Origin of the sequence: Martinezella tropici (genome assembly GCF_003287875.1) — a bacterium.
GTDB lineage: Bacteria > Pseudomonadota > Alphaproteobacteria > Rhizobiales > Rhizobiaceae > Rhizobium > Rhizobium tropici_C.
Genome location: NZ_QMKK01000054.1, coordinates 486,408 through 507,092, shown reverse-complemented (window position 1 = coordinate 507,092; position 20,685 = coordinate 486,408). Strand labels below are relative to the sequence as shown.

General features: G+C 60.7%; 21 protein-coding genes. 17 read left to right on the top strand and 4 right to left on the bottom strand.

Annotation, left to right across the window (positions count from 1 at the left end):
* The first annotated feature begins 1 nt into the window (after window position 1).
* The 8 genes from DQ393_RS27695 (at window position 2) to DQ393_RS27660 (ending at window position 7,198) form a co-directional block, all read left to right on the top strand.
* The gene (locus tag DQ393_RS27695; protein ID WP_112345206.1) at window positions 2-736 is read left to right on the top strand and encodes a GntR family transcriptional regulator; all 735 of its coding nucleotides are present in this window, start codon (window positions 2-4) and stop codon (window positions 734-736) included.
* On the top strand, window positions 733-1,221 hold the full coding sequence (locus tag DQ393_RS27690; RefSeq protein ID WP_112344876.1) for a DUF3830 family protein: 489 nt from the start codon (window positions 733-735) through the stop codon (window positions 1,219-1,221). Before DQ393_RS27695 ends, DQ393_RS27690 begins: the two co-directional genes overlap by 4 nt.
* A 1-nt stretch (window position 1,222) precedes the next feature.
* The gene (locus tag DQ393_RS27685; RefSeq protein WP_112344875.1) at window positions 1,223-1,576 is read left to right on the top strand and encodes a TIGR04076 family protein; all 354 of its coding nucleotides are present in this window, start codon (window positions 1,223-1,225) and stop codon (window positions 1,574-1,576) included.
* 5 nt (window positions 1,577-1,581) lie between these two features.
* A complete protein-coding gene (locus DQ393_RS27680; protein WP_112345205.1) occupies window positions 1,582-2,637 on the top strand; it encodes an aldo/keto reductase in 1,056 nt (351 codons plus the stop codon).
* Window positions 2,634-3,062: a hypothetical protein gene (locus tag DQ393_RS27675; RefSeq protein WP_112344874.1), complete on the top strand. Its 429-nt coding sequence runs from the start codon at window positions 2,634-2,636 to the stop codon at window positions 3,060-3,062. Before DQ393_RS27680 ends, DQ393_RS27675 begins: the two co-directional genes overlap by 4 nt.
* A 52-nt stretch (window positions 3,063-3,114) precedes the next feature.
* Window positions 3,115-4,371 (top strand): ABC transporter substrate-binding protein, encoded by a 1,257-nt coding sequence (locus tag DQ393_RS27670; RefSeq protein ID WP_112344873.1) that lies wholly within the window; start codon window positions 3,115-3,117, stop codon window positions 4,369-4,371.
* Window positions 4,372-4,506: 135 nt separating this feature from the next.
* Window positions 4,507-5,805 (top strand): NAD(P)/FAD-dependent oxidoreductase, encoded by a 1,299-nt coding sequence (locus DQ393_RS27665; protein ID WP_112344872.1) that lies wholly within the window; start codon window positions 4,507-4,509, stop codon window positions 5,803-5,805.
* Window positions 5,806-5,980: 175 nt separating this feature from the next.
* Window positions 5,981-7,198: an SfnB family sulfur acquisition oxidoreductase gene (locus DQ393_RS27660; protein WP_112344871.1), complete on the top strand. Its 1,218-nt coding sequence runs from the start codon at window positions 5,981-5,983 to the stop codon at window positions 7,196-7,198.
* A gap of 68 nt (window positions 7,199-7,266) precedes the next feature.
* Here DQ393_RS27660 and DQ393_RS27655 read toward each other — a convergent pair whose 3' ends face one another.
* A complete protein-coding gene (locus DQ393_RS27655; protein WP_112344870.1) occupies window positions 7,267-8,472 on the bottom strand; it encodes an acyl-CoA dehydrogenase family protein in 1,206 nt (401 codons plus the stop codon).
* A gap of 72 nt (window positions 8,473-8,544) precedes the next feature.
* A complete protein-coding gene (locus tag DQ393_RS27650; protein ID WP_112344869.1) occupies window positions 8,545-9,588 on the bottom strand; it encodes a substrate-binding domain-containing protein in 1,044 nt (347 codons plus the stop codon).
* A 420-nt stretch (window positions 9,589-10,008) separates the two neighbouring features.
* Here DQ393_RS27650 and DQ393_RS27645 point away from each other — a divergent pair, with 420 nt between their 5' ends.
* The 5 genes from DQ393_RS27645 (at window position 10,009) to DQ393_RS27625 (ending at window position 16,052) form a co-directional block, all read left to right on the top strand.
* The gene (locus DQ393_RS27645; RefSeq protein WP_112344868.1) at window positions 10,009-11,016 is read left to right on the top strand and encodes a sugar ABC transporter substrate-binding protein; all 1,008 of its coding nucleotides are present in this window, start codon (window positions 10,009-10,011) and stop codon (window positions 11,014-11,016) included.
* 61 nt (window positions 11,017-11,077) lie between these two features.
* Window positions 11,078-12,628 (top strand): sugar ABC transporter ATP-binding protein, encoded by a 1,551-nt coding sequence (locus DQ393_RS27640; protein ID WP_112344867.1) that lies wholly within the window; start codon window positions 11,078-11,080, stop codon window positions 12,626-12,628.
* Window positions 12,618-13,637, top strand: a complete 1,020-nt coding sequence (locus DQ393_RS27635) for an ABC transporter permease (RefSeq protein ID WP_112344866.1) — start codon at window positions 12,618-12,620, stop codon at window positions 13,635-13,637. The genes DQ393_RS27640 and DQ393_RS27635 overlap by 11 nt, the downstream gene beginning before the upstream one ends.
* Window positions 13,638-13,640: 3 nt before the next feature.
* Window positions 13,641-14,618: an ABC transporter permease gene (locus tag DQ393_RS27630; protein ID WP_112344865.1), complete on the top strand. Its 978-nt coding sequence runs from the start codon at window positions 13,641-13,643 to the stop codon at window positions 14,616-14,618.
* Window positions 14,619-14,654: 36 nt separating this feature from the next.
* Window positions 14,655-16,052, top strand: coding sequence for an LLM class flavin-dependent oxidoreductase (locus DQ393_RS27625; RefSeq protein ID WP_112344864.1), 1,398 nt, complete (start codon window positions 14,655-14,657; stop codon window positions 16,050-16,052).
* A gap of 64 nt (window positions 16,053-16,116) precedes the next feature.
* Here the strand turns inward: DQ393_RS27625 and DQ393_RS27620 are convergent, their stop codons facing one another.
* The gene (locus DQ393_RS27620; RefSeq protein WP_112344863.1) at window positions 16,117-17,154 is read right to left on the bottom strand and encodes a dipeptidase; all 1,038 of its coding nucleotides are present in this window, start codon (window positions 17,152-17,154) and stop codon (window positions 16,117-16,119) included.
* A gap of 457 nt (window positions 17,155-17,611) precedes the next feature.
* On the opposite strand from DQ393_RS27620, the gene DQ393_RS33695 reads away from it, so the two are divergent.
* The 4 genes from DQ393_RS33695 (at window position 17,612) to DQ393_RS27605 (ending at window position 20,074) form a co-directional block, all read left to right on the top strand.
* Window positions 17,612-17,767, top strand: a complete 156-nt coding sequence (locus DQ393_RS33695; RefSeq protein ID WP_186450724.1) for a hypothetical protein — start codon at window positions 17,612-17,614, stop codon at window positions 17,765-17,767.
* A 34-nt stretch (window positions 17,768-17,801) separates the two neighbouring features.
* A complete protein-coding gene (locus tag DQ393_RS27615; protein WP_112345204.1) occupies window positions 17,802-18,944 on the top strand; it encodes a helix-turn-helix transcriptional regulator in 1,143 nt (380 codons plus the stop codon).
* Between the two features lie 276 nt (window positions 18,945-19,220).
* Window positions 19,221-19,442 carry a hypothetical protein gene (locus DQ393_RS27610; protein WP_112344862.1) on the top strand — a complete coding sequence of 74 codons (222 nt, stop codon included), beginning with the start codon at window positions 19,221-19,223 and terminating at the stop codon, window positions 19,440-19,442.
* A 191-nt stretch (window positions 19,443-19,633) separates the two neighbouring features.
* Entirely contained in the window at window positions 19,634-20,074 is a 441-nt protein-coding gene (locus DQ393_RS27605) for a VOC family protein (RefSeq protein ID WP_112344861.1), read from the top strand.
* Between the two features lie 135 nt (window positions 20,075-20,209).
* Here the strand turns inward: DQ393_RS27605 and DQ393_RS27600 are convergent, their stop codons facing one another.
* Entirely contained in the window at window positions 20,210-20,581 is a 372-nt protein-coding gene (locus tag DQ393_RS27600; protein WP_112344860.1) for a hypothetical protein, read from the bottom strand.
* Window positions 20,582-20,685: the final 104 nt, after the last annotated feature.

Below are 20,685 nucleotides of genomic sequence, written 5' to 3'. Positions count from 1 at the left end.
AATGCAAAAGGCCACCGCCGACAAGAGCGATCCGATTGCCGCACAGCTTGCGCCAGTGGGGCGAGAAACCGTTCAGGACCGGGTCTATCTGGAGCTGCGCCGCGCGCTGATCGGCGGGCTGTTCGAGCCGAGCCAGGTGCTGACGATCCGCGGCTTGGCCGACGCGCTGATGACCAGCACCATGCCTGTGCGCGAGGCGCTCGGTCGGCTCATTACCGAAAAGGCGTTAGAAGCCCTTCCCAATCGATCCGTTCGCGTGCCGCCGATCACGCTGGAGCGCATGGACGATCTTCTGCGCGCTCGCATCCTGATCGAAGGCGAGGCGATCGCGCTTGCCGCGACCCGCATGACGCCGCGGCAGATTACGACCATCGAGAGCATGCTCGGCGAATGGGATGAGATGCGCGCGCTGAAACACAAGAAGGACGTCGACCGCGAGGTGACGTTGAACCAGGCCTTTCACTTCGAGATCTATCGCGCCTGCGGTTCCGCCGTGCTGATCCCGATGATCGAAAGCCTTTGGTTGCAATCCGGCCCCTGTATCCGCGTCGCGATTTATGCCTTCTCGGATGCCGGTGAGGTCGATACCGCCCATTATCACCGCACAATCGTCAAGGCGATCGCCGCGCAAGACGCCAAGGGAGCCCGCGATGCACTGATCGCAGACATCAGCCGGCCGTTCACCTTCCTGCGCAGCAAACTGGAAGCCGAAGCCAAGAAGGGCCAATCCGTATGAGCCAACGCGCCATCAAGATCACCGAACCACGTTCCGGCCTCAGTGTATTGGCGCCTCTGCTGGAAGCCAAGGCGCCCGACAATGCCGCCTTTCTGTGGACCTATCTGAATGAGTCGCGCGTCGTCAGCGGTATTCATGCCATGTGGACCGGCCCGGAAATCTCCTGCCCGATCCCGCCGGCGCATCTGAAAGGTGCTTCCTATGCGAACGCCCTGCCCGCCGAGAACGCGACACTGACGCCGCAGCCAGGCGATATCGTGCTCAGCTACGTGCCGCCGCGTATGTGGGGCGGCAATCCAGATGCGATCTTCGATATCGGTCTGTTCTATGGTCAGGGCGCTCGCCTGCTCTTCCCGATCGGCTGGCTTGCCGGCAGCGTCGTCGCGCAAGTGCGCCCTGAAGAACGCGAACACTTCGCGGCGGCCTGCGGCGTCGTCCGCCGCAACGGCGCCTGTGACGTCACCTTCGAACGCGCGGAGATCTGAGATGGCGGCTGAAAGCGACGACAGTTTCGAGCTCTTCGATCTTAGAGTGGAAGCGGTCATTCCCGAGGGCAAACCGATCTATTGCGGCGCCAAGCCGGGCGACTATTTCGAACTCAAGGGCGAAATGCTGTCCCTCCCTGCGGGCCAGGGCTTTTCGATCTACTCCATTTCAGCCGTCCTGCCGCTGCTGGCGGCCAAGCAACGGCCAACTCACAAGAACGACTGGATGACCTCGGACGCAGAAATCGCCTGCCCCGACCCCAATTGCGCGAGCCGGCTGCGGATCGTCAGAACGGGCAAACGGCGGTTCAGCCATGCCGACACAACGGCCGTGCCGTTGCCCGAAGGAGAATGAATTGCATGACCGCCAAGACTTTTGAGCTCAGCCCCGGATACGAGATCTCCCGCGTCATCCGCGGCGGCTGGCAGCTTGCCGGCGGGCACGGCGCCATCGATCGCACCCAGGCGGTGACCGACCTGATCGCCGCCTTCGACGTCGGCATCCGCACCTATGACTGCGCCGACATCTATACGGGCGTCGAGGAGCTGATCGGCGAGGCGCGCGAACGGCTCCGCAACGAGCGCGGCACGGAAGCCTCAAGCGCGATGAAGGTCCACACGAAGCTGGTTCCTGATCTGGAAAAGCTCGCAACCATCAGCCGCGACTATATTCGCGGCATCGTCGACAAATCGCTTCGCAAACTGAAGACCGAACAGCTTGACCTGGTACAGTTTCACTGGTGGGACTACTCCCTGCCCGGCTATCTCGAAGCCCTGAGCTGGCTGGACGAGATGCGCCGTGAAGGCAAGGTGCGTAATGTCGGCACGACCAATTTCGATACACCTCATATTGCCGAGATTCTGAAAGCCGGCATTCCACTCGTCAGCCAGCAATTGCAATATTCCGTTCTCGACCAGCGGCCGTCGCTTAGCCTCGCCAAGCTGGCGGCGGAGAACGAGGTGAAGTTCCTCTGCTACGGCTCGGTGGCCGGCGGCTTCCTGAGCGATAAATGGCTGGGGCAGCCGGAACCGGACATGCCGCTCGAGAACCGCTCTCTCGTCAAATACAAGCTGATCATCGATGACTTTGGCGGCTGGGAGCTGTTTCAATCGCTGCTCGGCACGCTGAAAGCCATCGGTGATCGTCATGGCGTCGATATTGCCACGATCGCCAGCGTCTGGGTGCTGGAGCAGCCCCAGGTGGCCGCTGTCATCATCGGCGCCCGCAACCAGGCGCACGCGCTCGCCAACGCTAAGATCATGGATATTGCACTCTCGGACGAAGACCGCCGCCAGATCACCGACATCATCGCCCAAAGCCCCGGACTTGAAGGCGACGTCTATACGCTGGAGCGCGACCGCACCGGCAGGCACGGCTCTATCATGCATTACAACCTCAATGCGGGGAAGGTATGAGCCAGCAATCGCCTCTCTTCCGCAAAGCCAGCGCCGAAGTCATCGATTTCCATCGCTTCTTCGAAGCCTGGTACGATGCCGCGACTGCCGATCATACGGATTTCGGCCGCTGCGAACGCACCTTCGGCCAGGCCTTCCATATGATCCCGCCGACCGGCCGCATCTTCGACCGCGCTGAAACCATCGAGCTCATCCGGGCAAACCGGGCGACGTTTCAGGGCAATTTCACCATCGAGATTTCGGATATCCGCGCGAGCTACGAAACTACGGATACGATCGTCCTGACTTATGTCGAAGCGCAGACGCGGGCGGGCAAATATAGCCGGCGTCAGGCGAGCGCCCTTTTCACTGCAAGTTCATCGGCACCCAACGGCGTCGAATGGCAGCATCTGCATGAAACCTGGCTGCAGATGCCGGAGACCTGACAGGTTCTAAAAAACGGAAATGAAAATCGTTGACCGAACAAGGGGAACAAAGATGAAGAAGACGATATTTCAAATCACCACGGCTCTGGCCCTTCTCGCTGCCGCCGGCGCCGCCAATGCCGCGGACTGCAAAGTCACGGTCGGCCTCGTGATGGAACTGACCGGCCCGGCCGGCGAATATGGCCAGGCAGGCGCGAAGTCCGTCGAGATGGCCTTTCGCGACATCAATGCCGCTGGCGGCGCCCATGGCTGCGATCTGGTGACGGATACACGCGACAGCCAGAGCCAGGGCAATGTGGCAGTGGATGCTGCGACCCAGCTGGTGCAGGTCAAGAAGGTACCGGCGATTATCGGCGGCATTATTTCTTCGGTGACGATCCCGATCCTGACCTCGGTCACCGCGCCGGCCAAGATCGTGCAGGTATCGCCGGCAGCTTCCTCGCCGACGCTGACGGCGCTCGGCCGCGACGGCAAGACCAACGGTATATTCTTCCGCACCATCACCTCAGATTCGCTGCAGGGCATTGCCGCTGCCAAATATGCGATCGACAAGGGCTTCAAGAAGCTCGCGATCATCCACGTCAACAATGATTTCGGCGTGAACATGGTCGCCGAATTCTCGAAGGCCTATAAGGCGCTCGGCGGCACGATCGTCTCGACGACGCCCTACAATGAAAAGCAGTCGAGCTATGCTTCGGAAGTCACCGCCGGCATGGGCGGCGATCCGGACGGCCTCTACCTCGTCAGCACGCCGGTCGACGGCGCGACAATCGCCCGCACATGGATCTCGCAAGGCGGCCCGCAGAAGTTCCTGCTCAATGACGGCATGAACAGCCCGGACTTTATCGATTCCGTGGGCGCCGACTATCTGAAGGACGCCTTTGGCACCTCCTCCGGCACGACGCCGACGCCCTCGACCGACTATTTTAACAAGAACTACAAGGATTTCTCAGGGATCGAGCCGACTAATCCAGCCGCTGACCGAGCCTATGATGCGGGCGCGATCGTCGGTCTCGCGCTTGCTATCGCCGGCGACGACACCTCGAAGCTGAAGGATGCAATCTTCAAGGTCGTCGACTCCAAGGGCACGCCGATCTATGCCGGCAAGGAAGAGTTCGCCAAGGCGCTCGGCCTCATCAAGGAAGGCAAGCCGATCCGTTACGAAGGCATCATCGGCCCGGTCTCCTTCGATCAATATGGCGACATCACCGGCCCATTCCGTCTCTGGAAGATCGCCGACGGCAAGATCGTCACCGACGGCGAGCTGAAGATGGAAGACGTTTCGACCCTGAAGGATAAGATCAAGTAGGCGACACTCTACTTTGCAAAAAGGCGAGGTGCTCCCCATCGGCGCGCCTCGCTTGAAATCATCCTAGCGCAATCCTTTCAGCGGTTGATCTATGGTGACAGCTATCTGGCGTAGTTATTGAGAGATCCTCCGCTGATGCCCGGCAGTGCCCCTCGCCCCACCAATCCGACCCTGTGGACGCTGACAGCCGGCCCTGCCCCTGAACTTTCCCACGACCTGCCTTCCCGCTCAGACGTCGTCGTGATCGGCGGCGGCTTCACCGGCCTGACCGCAGCACTTCATCTTGCCCGCGCCGGCCGCTCCGTGACCGTTCTTGAGGCCGGGCGGCTGGGTGCGGGAGCCAGCGGCATGAATGCCGGCTTCGTCGTTCCCAATTTCGCCAAGGCCGATCCGGCGACCGTCCGTCAGAAGCTGCCGCGCGACAAGGCGGATGCGCTGTTGTCGCTCGTCGGTGCGGGCGCCGACGAGGTGTTTGCGACCATCGCGGAGGAGCAGATTTCATGCGATGCGGCGCAGACCGGTTGGCTGCAGCCCGCTTATGGCGACGACATGGCTGCGATCCTGCGCCAAAGGGCGAAGGACTGGACAGAGCTTGGTCGTCCAGTCGAATTTCTCAATGCCGGCGCCGTCCGGAACGAGACCGGTATGACTATCTATTCCGGAGGATTGATCGATCACTCCGGCGGCACCATCCACCCGCTAAATTATCTCTATGGGCTCGCAAGGGCGGCCATGCGGCGCGGCGCTATGATCCGCGAAAACAGCGTGGTCGAGCACGTCGAGCGACATGCCGGCACCTGGCACGTTAGCCTCGTGGACCATGAAATCGAAACGGAGGTCGTCATCCTCGCCACCAACGCCTTCACGAGCGGCATAGCTTCCCGCATGGGCCGAACGGGCGTGCCGTTAAAGGTGTATCAAGTGGCCACGAAGCCGATCGATGCCGAAACCGTTGCGCGGATCGCTCCCAATCGCCGGCCCGTCGGCGATACACGCTCCAACCTCTTCACCTACCGGCTCGATCGCGACAACAGGCTGATCAGCGGCGGCATGGCGATCAATCCGGTCGGTGCCTTCGAGCGCGTCGGTCGCGCCGTCGTCGACCGGCTCACATCCGAACTCCGCCTGCCGCATCATCCGGGTGTGGAGATCGTCTGGACCGGAACGGCGATCATGACGCCGGATTTCCTGCCGCGCCTCTATCGTTTCGGCGGCGGCTTCTTCGGAGGGATTGGCTGCAATGGTCGCGGCATCGCCATGACGGCGCAGCTTGGCCGGACACTGGCGAGACTGGCGCTCGGCGAAACGGCGGAATCCCTGCCGATTCCGCTGCAATCCAGCCACCCGCTGCCGTTCCACCGATTCACGCCCGCCGTCGCTTCGCTTGCTCTGGCGCATGCGCGCTTTGAAGACTGGCGCACCGGGCGTCGATAGCTTGGTGAGAACATCGCTGCTTATCAATGCCGAGACAGCTTCAGGCAGCAATTGACCATAAATTCTATAGAGAAAGGAATGAAGACGCGACCGCATCCGTAAAAACGAAATGGCTTTTCTCGAACGCCTGCTTTTAATGCGGCATCGTGGCGCCGGATGAAATCGGAGCCTGCCCATGAACGCGCAATTGCACCATATCAACGCCAAGCATCCCGAGGCGACCTTGCTGGAGACCGAGCAACAGGCGCTGGCCGTCGCGCAGGAGCTTGCCGCACGCTTTGCCGCCACCGCTTCGGAGCGCGATAGCGAAAGGCTGCTCCCGTTTGCGGAAATGGATGAGCTGGCTCTGTCCGGGCTGCTGGCGATCACCGTTCCCGAAGAATATGGCGGCCTGGATGTCTCGAATGCCACCCTGGCGGAGATCACCGCGATCCTGGCTGAGGCCGACGGCTCAATCGGGCAGATACCGCAGAATCATTTCTACATCCTCGAAGCCCTGCGCATCGACGGCTCGGAAGATCAGAAGCGCTATTTCTTCGGCCGCGCATTGGCCGGCGATCGTTTCGGCAACGCCCTTTCCGAACGCGGCACGAAGACGGTCGGGCACTATGATACCCGTATCACCCGCGACGGTCCCGGCTATCGTATCAACGGCCGCAAGTTCTATTCGACCGGCGTTCTCTTTGCCGATTGGGTCACCGTCTTCGCGCTGGATGAAGCCGACAAGCTGGTCATGGCCTTCGTTCCCAAGGGCACGGAAGGCATCGAGATCATCGATGACTGGGATGGCTTCGGGCAGCGCACGACCGGCAGCGGCACCACGGTCCTCAACAATGTCTATGTGAATGCCGATCACGTCGTCCCCCATCACAAGGGCTTCGAACGGCCGACGACGATCGGCTCGGTCGGTCAGATCATCCACGCCGGCGTCGATCTCGGCATTGCCCGAGCCGCATTTGCCGCAACGCTGGACTTCGTAAAAACCCGATCCCGCCCCTGGATGGATAGCGGCGTCGAGCGCGCGAGCGACGATCCGCTGACGATCGCCAAGGTCGGCCAGATCGCCATCCGGCTGGAAGCAGCGGCTGCGACTATCGAACGCGCCGGCCGCAAGGTCGATGCCGCACAGGTCGAGACGACCGAAAAAAGAGTAATTGAGGCAACGCTCGCCGTCGCTGCCGCCAAGGTGCTGACGACGGAAATCGCCATCGAAGCGACGAATACGCTGTTCGAGCTTGCCGGGACGGCATCGGTCAAGCTCGACCTCAATCTCGACCGGCACTGGCGCAATGCCCGTACGCATACGCTTCACGATCCGGTTCGCTGGAAATATCATGTCGTTGGCAACTACCATCTGAACGACGTCATTCCGCCGAAGAACGGCGCACTTTGATAAGAGCGCAAACAAAAGCCCCGTTGCCGACATTGGGCAACGGGGCTTTTCTGTCCGATGAGGTCTGATCAGCTGTAGAGGCTGACTTCGGGAATCCGGTCGTTCAGCACGAACTCGCCGACTTCCTTGGCCTTGTAGAAGACCGGATCGTGCAGCGTATGCGTCCGCACATTGCGCCAGAAGCGATCGAAGCGATATTTCTCTGCGGTCGAGCGCGCGCCGGTGAGTTCGAAGACGCGTGAGGTGATATCCAGCGAAACGTGCGTCGCATGCACCTTCGCCGCATAGGCCTCGGCTGCCGCCTCGCCGCGCTCGCGCGCCGTTGCCCTGCTTCCTCTCGCAAGAGCCTCCTGCACCGCTGCCGCGGCGCTATCGGCCAGCGCAACGGAAGCCTTCAAGGCCGCAGTGAACTCGCCGACACGCTCGAGAATATAGGGGTCGTCCGATGCACGCTCGACGCCGGAAGTAACCCAGGGCCGTGTCGTGGTGCGGACGTAGTCGATGGCCTCGCGCAACGCGCCCTCGGCCGTGCCAAGATAGAAGTTCACGAAAACAAGCTGAATGAACGGCGTGTTGAACGTCGCGAGCACCGGCGCCTCACCGCCAGTCGCCGCCGCCCTGTCCAGATCCTCCTCATAGACGGGGAAATCATGGAATTCGACGCTGCCGCTGTCGGAGAGGCGTTGGCCGAAATTGTCCCAGTCGTCATTGGCCTTGTAGCCCGGCCGGTTCGTCGGAACAGCAAAGCCGACGATCCTGTCGTCGAGCGCGGCATTGGCATTGATATAGTCGGACACGCGAGCGGCCGTCGAGAAGGATTTGCGGCCATTCAGGACATAACCGTTGCCGCGACGCGTCAGCACGAGGCCTGGATCGCGCGGATTGACGGCGGCGCCCCAATAGAGGCTGTTGGCAACCGTCTTGCTGCCGAATTCCTGCGCTCGTGTCTCGTCGAAGGCCCAATAGACATATTGGCTGTTGACATAGTGATAGCCGAGAAGCTGGCCGATGGAGCTTTCGCCGCGCGCAAGGATGCGCACCAGCCGCAATCCGTCCACCCAGTCGAGACCACCGCCGCCGATCTGCTGTGGGTGCAGGGCGTTCAGCAGCCCGGCATTCTTCAGTCTGACGATTTCGCCGTGAGGAGGCCGTCCCTCCCGGTCAAGTTCTGCAGCTCGCTTCGAAAGATCCGCGGCAATCTCTTCCGCTCTGGCAAAAAGGTCCTCTCGCGTGGCATTTCGATTGCCCGCAAAGACGACGTTGGACTGGCTCATGATATGAACTCCGGTTCAGTGACGTAATCCGGCGGGATCAAGGGACCCCGCCGAAAGATCGAAGTCGGCAGCTTAGAAAAGCTTGTCCGGTATCCAGCTTGCGGTCACTGCGTCGCTAGCGCTGAAGGCGGGAACTTTCTGTGCCAGTTCCTCGATCGTCTTGACGCTGGCCGCCCGCAGCCCTTCCTGCGTCAGCAGGGTCGGCTTGACGGTGATCTGATGCGGAACCTCCTGGCCTGCGACCTGCAAAGCCGCGGCACGGATGGAGACGGCGCCGACCACGGCCGGATTGGTTGCAACCGTCGCGACCCAGGGGCTGCCCGGCTCGGTGATCTCCTGAATGTCGGCTGTCGATACGTCGGCCGAGTAGATCTTCAGCTTGTCGGCAATCCCGAGATCGGTGGCGGCAAGCTTCACACCGCGCGCGAATTCGTCATAGGGAGCGAAGACGACCGATATATCGGGATTGGCCGTCAGCGCCGCCTTTGCCTGGTCCGCGGTCGACGTCGCCGTCGTATCGCTGACATTGCCGAAACGGGTCTTCTCGACGACCCCTGCATTCTGCTTCTTGAACGTGTCCCAGACCTCGTTGCGACGGTCGAGCGGCGCAAAGCCGGCTACATAGACATAACCTGCCTTGAAACTGTTCCCGTTGTCTTTGACGGCCTGCTTCAAAGCGAGATCGGCAAGCTCATGATCGCTCTGCTCGACCTGGGGGATCTTCGGATTGTTGAGATTGACGTCGAAAGCGACGACCTTGATGCCCTTGTCGAGCGCCTGCTGGACGACATCGCCAAGCGATTCCGGCAGGCCGTGATCGATGACGATGGCAGAGACGCCAAGATTGATTGCCTGGAGGATCTGTTCGCGCTGAGCTGCGGCATCCTGACGGCCGGGGAAGACGCGTAGATCGATATCGAGCGCCTTCGCCTGCGCTTCCGCACCGGCCTGATAAGCCTGAAAGAAATCGCCGGCGGATATGTAGCTGACCAAGGCGATCTTTACGCCCCCTTTATCAAAGGGCGCGGGAGCGCCATTCACACCGCCAGCCAGCGCAGTCTGCGCAAGAAGAAGAGGAGCAACGGCCGACAGGACAAGCCGTGTGAGAAATTTCATTGTCGCGACCCTCACGATCAATCGGAAGCGTCGTCTGACGGAATGATGACCCTGCGACGCGTGCAATTATTTAGCTATAAACTCTATGTTTTTAGTAGATTAAATTATCCGATTTTGCCCGCCTTCGGAGATTCTTTGTTCGCGACGGGAAGGCTTGGCGGCAAGGGCTTGCCCACGAGATCGCGCAATCTCGCAGATAGCCAGTTCGGGTGATGGCGATAGAGCAGCGTCCGAAAAGGCAGACCTTGACCTGTCAATCACTGCACGAGCCACGGAAACCCGATCTGTACATTAGAAGGCTGGATGACGGAAATTTCCCAGGCCGCTCCAGTTTTGGAAAAACGTTCCTCCCGCAAATCATTTAAATCTACCAATTTTATATTCTATTGGCATTTATGGATTGCTGGAGAGGATGCTTTCATGACCAAGGAACAGACGATCGGCCTCGGACGCCGGGATATTCTTAAACTGACGGCGGTTGCCGGAACGGCGCTCGCGGCCTCGAGCATTCTGTCCAAAACCGCGGCAGCTGCCGATGATGCATTGTCGTTGAAAGGCAAGCGGATCGCCATAAGCGCGACGGGAACCGACCACTATTTCGACCTGCAGGCCTACAACGCACAAATCGACGAAGTGAAGCGCCTGGGCGGCACGCCGATTGCCGTCGATGCCGGCCGCAATGACGGCAAGCTTGTCTCGCAGCTGCAGACGCTGATCGCCCAGAAGCCGGACGCGATCGTCCAGATCCTCGGCACGCTGAGCGTCATCGACCCCTGGCTGAAGAAGGCCCGCGACGCCGGCATTCCCGTTTTGACCGTCGATGTCGGCTCGACCAACTCGATCAACAACACCACCTCGGACAATTGGGGCATCGGCAAGGACCTGGCGCTGCAGCTCGTCTCCGACATTGGCGGCGAAGGCAATATCGTCGCCTTCAACGGCTTCTACGGCGTGACGCCCTGCGCGATCCGCTACGACCAGCTCGTCAACGTCGTCAAATACTTCCCGAAGGTGAAGATTATCCAGCCGGAGCTGCGTGACGTCATTCCGAATACGGTTCAGGACGCATTCACCCAGATCACAGCGATCCTCAATAAATATCCGGAAAAGGGGTCGATCAAAGCGATCTGGTCGGCTTGGGACATTCCGCAGCTTGGTGCCACGCAGGCTCTCGCCGCCGCCGGCCGCACGGAGATCCGCACCTACGGCGTCGACGGCAGCCCGGAAGTGCTGCAGCTCGTCGCCGATCCCAATTCACCGGCGGGCGCCGATGCTGCCCAGCAGCCGGCGGAGATCGGTCGTACGGCTATCCGCAATGTCGCCAAGCTGCTCTCGGGGCAGACGCTGCCGCGCGAAACCTACGTCCCTGCCCTGCTGGCAAACAAAAGCAATGTCGCCGACGTGATCAAGAAGCTCGGCATCGGCTGACCTGCAAACCGGCGATGCGGATCTCCCCGCATCGCTCCTCCAAAGGCGAAAGGCCTCTTTCATGACCGCAGCCGAGCATGCGACCACAGCAGACAACGAGTCGCACATCCTGCGCTTCGATGGCATCGTCAAACGCTTCGGCGGCGCGCAGGCGCTGGCCGGAGCGTCACTTGCCATCAGGCGCGGCACCGTCCACGGACTTGTCGGTCAGAACGGAGCGGGCAAATCCACTTTGATCAAGCTCCTTGCCGGTCTGCATACCCCGGACGAGGGACGGATCGAGATCGAGGGCCGGGCCTATGATCGCCTGACGCCGCATCTGTGCGAAGAGCTCGGCATTCATTTCATCCACCAGGATCGGCTGCTGGTCCCGACCTTCACCGTCGGAGAATCGCTTTTTCTCGGGCGAGAGACCCGCCTCGGCAAGACGCCTTTCCTCGACCGCAGCGCCATGCAGCGGCGGGCAGCAGAGCTCCTTGCCAATTATTTCGGCGTCGATCTGCCGAAGAACGCGCTCATCAGCGAGCTCTCGACGGCCGAACGCCAGATCGTGCAGATCACCCGCGCGCTGCTGCATAAACCGAAGATCCTTGTCTTCGACGAGCCGACCGCGGCGCTGGTGCGCCAGGAAGCGGAGATCCTGTTCCGCCTCATCCGTCGCCTGCGCGGTGAGGGCGTGACCATTGTCTATGTCTCGCATTATCTCAATGAAATCGAGGCCTTGTGCGACGATGTTACGGTTCTGCGCAATGGTATCGATGTAGCTTCTCTGAGGGCAAGCGAAATCTCGGCAGGTAAGATTGCCAACCTGATGGTCGAACGCGATATCGCCGACATGTTTCCCAAGCGGCAGGTCGAACTCGGCAAGGAAATCCTCAAGGTCAGGAATCTCTCGGCAGCCAGCCGTTTTCACGATGTCAGCTTCTCACTGCATCGCGGCGAGATCCTCGGTATTACGGGCTTTCTCGGCTCGGGGGCAAAGGATCTCGTTCGCACCCTGTTTGGCTTGCAGGCCGCAACAGATGGGACGATCGATGTCGATGCGCGTGGCCTGAAGCCGCGCAACCCGGTCGAAGCCGTCGATCACCAGATCGCCTTGGTACCGGAGGATAGGCGCGGCCACGGTGTAGGTCTGGAGCTCAGCGTCCGTGAAAACATCACCCTGTCGAGCCTGGGCCGCTATACGCGCTTCGGCTTTCTCAACAAAAAGCGAGAAAGCGCCGACACCGACGAGCTGATCAAGCGGCTGCAGATCAAGACGGCTGGACGCGAGGCATTGGTGCGGACGCTCTCGGGCGGCAATCAGCAGAAGGTGGCGATTGCCAAATGGCTGAGCCGCCGGTCGGATATCTACCTGCTCGACGAGCCGACCGCCGGCGTCGACATCGGCTCGAAGGTCGAAATCTATTCGCTGATCGGCGAACTTGCCGCCCGCGGTGCCGGTGTGATCGTGCTGTCTTCGGATCTTCAGGAGCTTGTCGGCATCACGGACAGGATCCTTGTGCTATTCCGCGGTCGCGTGACGCGTGAACTGATTTCCTCTCAGACCACAACGGACGAAGTTCTGTCGGCATCCACCGGTGCCTTGGAAGGATTGCGCCATGTCGGCTGATGTTCAATTTGCCTCGCTGCCTGAAACTTCGACGGCAAAAGCCTTACCGACCGGCGGCAGGCTTGCCGCTGCTGCCCTGCGGTTCGGTTCGCTGCTTGCCTTTGCAGCCATTCTGGTGATTTTCGCGCTGACGGCGCCCTATTTTCTGACGGTCGGCAATATCGGCAACGTGCTCGGACAATCGGCCATTTCGGGTGTTCTTGCCATCGGCCTCACGATCGTGTTGATTGCAGGCGGCTCCAATGTCGTCACCGGTGGCATAGACCTCTCGCTTGCCGCCAATATGGGGCTGAGCGCCGCGGTTTACGCAAGCCTCATCCAGCTCGGCTTCAGTGACCTGGTCGCCGCGGCGGGCGCGCTGGCGACCGGTCTGGCGATCGGCGCCGTCAATGCGCTGGCGATCGTCTTTGCCGGCATCGTACCATTGCTGGCGACCCTCGCCGTAATGAACGTGGTCGCCGGGCTGGAGCTGGTGCTGACGCAGAATACCGTGCTTCCCGCCTCGACTGACCTCCTTGCCCTTCTGTCATCGTCTGACGGCTTCGGCATTCCGATCCTCGCCTATGTGCTGATCGGCTTCACCATCATCGCCACGGCGATCGTTCAATTCACCCCACTCGGCCTCAGGCTCTATGCCGTCGGCGAGTTTCCGGAGGCCGCACGCGCCGCCGGATTGCCGTTGAGGAGCCTGGTCGCGGGCGCTTTCGTCGCCAGCGGGTTCTGCGGCGGCATCGCCGGCATCCTGTCGGTCGCCTATCTCAGCGGCAGCACCACCGGTTCGGGCGAAATGCTGCTTCCCGTCGTCGTAACGGCCTTGCTCGGCTCTGTCTTCTCGCGCCGGCTCGTACCGACCATCGGCGGCACGCTCATATCGACGCTGTTCGTCGGCTTTCTCATCAATGGCTTTCAGTTGCTCAACCTGCCAAGCACGCTGGTCAGCGGCGTTCAAGGTCTTCTGATCCTCATCGTGGTTTCTGCCACCACCCTGCTGCGCAAACGGGAGATCTGAGCCATGACCGCTGCCATCGCTCCGACACGATCATTCGCCGGCCTCGCCCGCTATGGACTCATTGTCGCCCTTGTCGTCGTCTTTTCCCTGTTTTCGATCGTGGCACCGACATTTCTCAGCATCGGCAATCTGCAGAGCATTCTCGTCAATAACTTCACGCTGCTGGCCATCGTCTCGATCGCCATGACCTTCGCCGTTGCCGCCGGCGGCATCGATCTCTCCGTCGGAACGGCGGTCGATTTCGCAAGCTTCGCCTTCGTCTCCGGTATTCTTGCAGGCCTGCCCGTGCCGCTGGCCGCCTTGGCGGGCCTTGGCGCCGGAGCCGTGGTCGGCAGCGTCAATGCGGCGCTGATCTCGGCGATCGGCGTCTCGCCATTCCTGGCAACACTCGGAACGCTGTTCATCGGCCGCAGCATTCAGCAATTGCTCACGGACGGTGGCAATCCGGTCTATCTGCCGCCTTCCGGCGTCCCCGCAGCGTTCCGCTTTATCGGTCATGGAACGATTGCCGGCCTGCCGGTCCCGCTTCTGATCGCCGCGGTCATCATCGCGGGCGCAGCACTGTTGTTCGGGCGCATGCGCTTCGGCCGAGTCGTGCTTGCGATCGGCATCCAACCGCGGACGGTGCGCTATTCCGGGATTGGACTGGCAAAGCATGTCGCCGTGACCTTCATTCTTGCAAGCACGATTGCCGCCTTTGCCGGGCTGATCCTGACGGCGACGGTCACCGTCTATATCCCCTCCTCCGGCAACGGCTTCATGCTGAACGCCATCGGCGCCACCTTCATCGGCACGACCTTTTCGCCACTCGGTCGGCCGAATGTCGCCGGCACCGTTCTTGGCGTTCTGCTGTTGAGCATCGTTGCCAACGGCCTGCTGCTGACGGGCCTGAACTTCTATTGGCAGCAGGTCGGCACCGGCCTTTTGATCTTCGCCGTGCTCGCCTTCAGCTTCGTCAACAAGAAAGCCGTCGGCGTCTGATCGCCGGCCCAACGATACAATCGCAGGAATAGCAAGATGACACGCGAAATCAGGCTCAATGCCTTCGACATGAACTGCGTCGGACACCAGTCACCGGGCCTATGGCGCCATCCGCGCGACAAATCCTGGACCTACAAGGACCTCGATTATTGGGTCCATCTGGCAAAGACGCTGGAGCGCGGCAAGTTCGACGGCCTGTTCATCGCCGACGTGCTTGGGGTCTATGACGTTCTGAACGGCAATGTCGATGCGGCCTTGCGCCATTCGGCACAGGTGCCGGTCAACGATCCGCTGCAGCTCATCCCGACCATGGCCTATGAAACGGAGCATCTCGGCTTCGGTCTGACGGCTTCGCTCTCTTTCGAGCATCCCTATACCTTCGCACGGCGCATCTCGACGCTCGATCATCTGACGAAAGGGCGCGTCGGCTGGAACATCGTCACCTCCTATTTGAACAGCGGCGCGCTCAACATCGGTCAATCGGCCCAGACACAACATGACGATCGTTATGCGTTGGCCGAGGAATATCTCGAAGTCTGCTACAAGCTTTGGGAGGGCAGCTGGGAAGACGACGCCGTCATCCGCGATCGCGAGAGCGGCATCTTTACGAGACCGGAAAAGGTGCATCCGATCCGCCATTCCGGCAAGCATTTCAGCGTACCCGGCATTCATCTCTGCGAACCGTCGCCGCAGCGCACGCCTGTGCTCTACCAGGCGGGCGCCTCCAGCCGCGGCAAGGATTTCGCCGGCGCGCATGCCGAATGCATTTTCGTCGCCGCACCGTCAAAAGCGGTCCTGAAACGCTATGTCGCCAATGTTCGCGAAGCCGCCGAGCGCATCGGCCGCAATCCCCGAGAAATCCTCTCCTTCAATCTTCAGACTGTGATTCTCGGTGAGACGGATGCCGAGGCGCAGCGCAAGTTCAACGAATACCGTCAATATGTTTCGCTCGAAGGCGCGCAGGCGCTGATCTCCGGCTGGACGGGCATCGATTTCGGCCAGTTCTCGCCCGACGAGGTGCTGCGCCATCGCCATACCAATGCGGTGCAATCTGCTGTCGAGACCTTCACCACCATCGACCCAGGCAAGGAATGGACGGTGCGCGAAATGGCGGATTGGGTCGGCATTGGCGGCTTCGGCCCGGTCTTTGTCGGCTCGCCACAGACGGTCGCGGACCTCATGCAGGAATGGATCGAGGATACCGACGTCGACGGCTTCAATCTTGCCTATGCCGTCACGCCCGAAAGCTTCGAAGATGCCGTCGATCTTCTGGTGCCGGAGCTGCAGAAGCGCGGCGTCTACAAGACCGAATATCGCGCGGGCACCCTGCGCGAGAAGCTCGGCGGCAGCGGCCCAAGACTCACGGCACCGCATCCGGCGGCCGGCTATCGCAATCTTGGGGAAGCTGCGGCCCTATCCAGACGCGCCGGATAGGCTTCAGGCAAGGGGCCGCCGCGATCTTCCGCAGCTGCCCCGGCTTGGACGGAGACGGCTCTTCTCAGCCGCCCCAGGTCTGATCGAGGACGCGAATCCAGTTCTGATGCGCGATCTTGGCGAGCGCCTGGTCGTCAAAGCCATGCGCGCGCAGGGCGTCGATCAGCTTCGGCAGCCCGCTCGCATCGCCTAGTGCTGCCGGTATGGTCGTACCATCGAAATCGGAACCGAGCGCGACGTGCTCTATGCCAATGCGCTCGGCAATGTAGGCGACGTGGCGAACGAGGATGTCGAGCGGCGTATCCATGTTCCTCGCGCCGTCATCGCGCAGGAAGAGCACGCCGAAATTGATGCCGACCAGGCCGCCCGTATCGCGGATCGCGTCGAGCTGCCTGTCGGTCAGATTGCGGCTGTGCGGGCTGATGGCATGCGCGTTGGAATGCGAGGCGACCAGCGGCGCATTCGACAATTTCGCGATATCCCAAAAACCCTGCTCGTTCATGTGCGATAGATCGATCATGATCCTGAGCTCGTTGCAGGCGCGGATCAGATCCTTGCCGGCATCGGTGAGGCCAGGGCCGATATCCGGCGTCGAGGGAAAGCGGAACGGCACGCCATGAGCAAAGACGTTCGAGCGGCTCCATACAGGCCCGAGCGTGCGTAGCCCGGCCTGATGCAGGACGTAAAGAGCATCGAGATCGGCCGCGACAGCCTCCGCGCCCTCGATGTGGAAAATCGCAGCGAATTGGCCCTCGGCAATGGAGCGCTTGATATCGGCGGCCGAACGGCAAACCTTTACCGCTCCCTTGGAGCGGGCCTCGATCGCTAGCAAAAGCCGCGCCATGGCCAGGGTCTCGTTCAGCGCGTCGGGCTGGGCAGGCGTGACAAAATCGGCGTTTTCGGGCTTCGGCTGATCCGGCGACGGAATGAATATGGCGCATAGCCCGCCGGCGAGGCCACCGCGGCGCGCACGAGGCAGGTCGATATGCCCGGCAGCTTCGCCATTCAGGAAAGCGTCGACGGAATTCAAGCCGCCGCGGCGCAGCCGGAGCAGCACGTCGTTGTGGCCATCAAAGACGGGGATTATCGAGGATTCGGTCATGTCTCATTCCAAAACTGTGGTTGATATCTGCGTAGGAAAAATTGGCTGGATGGGCAAATGCAAACTACGCATGAAAAACGGAAGGGTTGCTCGCAAAGCGCGCCGGTGGGGAGTTCCGCAAAGATATGATGGAGACCGGACCATGCCAAGCCTCGTTATGTGCGGCATAAAGCTATTGCCGGAAGTCGGCAACGCCTTCAATCAAATACCGGGGCGACATTGGTCTGCAGCGCAGCCCAAAGTCCGTCCACTCTTGCAGATATCCGATCGGCCCGCCGTCCCGAAATCGCTCGGTATGTGCCAATACGACACGAATCCACACCACCTGGCGCCATAGTTCAGGGCAATTGCCACGCGAATATGAGGTTGATGACCCGCGGGACTTGCCTTTTCGAAATCGCGCTGCAAATGAAAGGGTTTGGCATCATCAGGTAGCTAAGGATACGGCAGGTGCAACATGTCGTTTCGCTGGAGAAAAGACAGCCCGAAGCAGGCTTTGAACCTTATTCCTGTTGAAACAGGCGACCATCTATCAGCCGGCATCGTGAGTGGCCGTTTGAAGGCGGTGCTCATGTTTTATCCCGACGGTATTCGAGGAGACCGGATTGTCTGATTTGCGGCGCGAAGAACAATCCGCATCTGCGTCCATCGAGGCGAAGGATCGATCGTGGCGCGAGGACAGAAGGCCCCAGCCGTCAGATCGGCGGCGCTTTCCGCGGCCGGAAAAGCCGGCGAGCGAGGAAGTGTTGCCACTGCCGGCTTTGCAGCCGCTGCGGTTTTCGACGCGCGAGCTCGAACCGGCGGCACAATTTGCCGCCTGGCAGACCTATATCGCACCCCTGGTTGACATCCGCCTGCCGGATAATGTCTCGCCGGAAACCGGTTTTCCCGCAGATCATGTGGCCTGGAATCTCGGTGGCATGCTCATCGTTCAGCAGGATACGCCTCCTCACAGCTACATGCGCTCGCAGGCGAAGGTAAAAGCCAACCTCATCGATCATTGGCATATTTCCGTCCTGAGCGATGGCCGGACATGGACGGAGGTCGACGGGCGTGTGCTGGAAGGCGAGCCGGGCAAGATAGAATTGCGCTCTCTCGGGCATCCTTTTCGGGGACGATCGACCGAAGCGAAAACCCTCTCGCTCTTTCTGCCGCGAGCATTGCTGTTCGAAGTTCCCGCCCCCGTCGAGATCGAAAACAACATCGCCCTTTCCGGGATCTTCACGGGCATGCTGATCGAATATCTCGACAGCGTCACGGACAATCTTCCTCGCTTTGCGGCGACCGACCTGCCGCATATCGTTCAGACGGTGCGCAACATGATCGTGGCGTCCGTTTCGACATCGGCGGCCCAATCGACAGGCGTCGAGCAACATAGCACTCTGGCAGTAACGGAGCGCGTGCGGCGGTTCGTCGAAAGCAATCTTGCTGCGGGCGACCTGACGGTGGAGCAGATATGCCGGCAGCTCGGCATATCCCGCACCAGGCTCTACCAAATCTTCGAGCAATATGGCGGCGTGCATCATTATATTCAGCGACGCCGTCTTCTGTCGGCCCATGCCGCGCTCAGCGATCCGGCGAACCGGGAGCAGATCCTCGATATTGCCTTTAGCGTCGGTTTTTCATCGGCAGCACATTTCAGCCGGGCATTCAGCAAGGAATTTGGCTACAGTCCTCGTGAAGCAAGAAATCTCACCATTCCACGCTATCTTGGACAAGTCGCTTCGCCGGCATCGCCTGACACCCATTCCTTCGAAGAATGGCTGAGGACCCTCGGCTACTATCACTAAAGACGATGGATTTTGACATCCCTTGAACGCGCGCAAAGCGGATTGCTTCGCGCGCCGGGCGATACGTTCGCCTCCGCGATCTCGGCGCTCGGCCGCCGGATCGCACTTCAGCAATTGCGAAAATGGACGCTGCTGCAAGTTTCAGGATGCACGGCTAACGACATGTCGCACGTAACCTATTAGAAAAGAAGCATAATAATCGTTTGGACACCAAGGCCCTGGTGAGTGGCGAATGTACCCTCCGTCCACCACGGCAAAGCTTTAGGGAACATAGCAATGGTATCGACCCGCCAGACAATGACCATCAGCAAGCCTCAACATCCTTCCACCGACGCCTATCGCGCCGTCGAACGTGAAGAGGTTCTGGAAGTAGCGTTTCGCGATTTCGTACAAATGGTGCTTGCTGCCGGCTGGAATGAACCGGAAGTCGCTTTGACCCTCGCCGACATCGCCGACGACTACGTCATGGCTCTCGCTGGTAGAGTTGCCGAAAAATAGTGTTGCGTACCCGTCCGTGCCCCGCAGGGGTGGGCACGGACGGCCAGCAGCAACTCTTCAGCATGCCGCCGGCGACACCGCTCACCAAGAAGGCGGCTCGCCGGCGGCACGAGTTCTACCCATCAATACGGCAGACATGCCTCCTTCATGCGGCGCCCTATCCAGGCGGGACTTGAAGAAAGCGAATAGTGATGAAAGTCAGGCAACATCTCTGGTTTCGGCGTGATATGGAATCGGCGATCGAGTTCTACGCGACGCTTATTCCGAATTCGGCAACCGGGTGGATCTCGAATATCCTGACCGATAATCCGAATGGTCCGGCCGGCAGCGTGAAATTCGCAGGCTTCACACTCGGCAACCGTTCCTTCATGGGCTTTGAGGCCGGGCCGCTCGATCGCTCGGAGCATTGCTCTTCCATCATCTTCGAATGCGAAACGAAGGCCGAAGCGGATCGTTTGCGCGCTGCTCTGGAAAAGGGCAGTTCGAAGGATAGTCACAGCCCGGTGGTAGATCCCTGGGGTGTATCCTGGCAGTTCATCGTGACGTCGCAAAGCGATGGCGTCGAAGCGGCAGTCATATCCGACAAGACCAGCGGCACTGTTCCCGCGAAAAAGAAATTCGCCGCCGCCTAAGGCTGCGCGACAAACGGCAACAAAGCTCTAAAGCGGCAACGGCGCATCCTTTTTTAGCCAGTCGAAAGGATGCGCGGCCGCGAAGGTAAGCGGAAGCCGATCCACACTCGGCTTCCGCTTGCGCTATATCGGCTATCAGTTGAGAGCCGGGCAGCCGCTCCGATTGGCGAAGACCATACGGTCCGGGCCGCCATCATTCCAGCCACGAACGACGATACGCCGGCCATTGCTGTCAATTGAATCGATGCGCCGGAAGCCTTCGGCACGGGCGGCTCGCATGAGCTCGCGCCGGCTGCAGCCGCGATCACGGTCCCAATCGCGATCCCGGTCGCGGTCCCATCCGCGCGGCGGGCGGTTCCAATCACGACCCTGGTCACGCTGCCAGGGCGGCGGCGCGTAGCCGTCATCGCCACCATAGTACTGCGCCGAGGCGGCAGAGGTCATCAGTTGCAACGCGGCCAGCCCGATCAGGGCGACGCGCGATACTCGTACGAAACGTTCCAACATTTCCCTTACCCCATTTTCTCTTATGGACGAGGCAGAGATACACCAGCTCGCCTGAACTCTGCCTGAACGCCGCCGGAGCGTGATCATAGCACAGGGTCGAACGT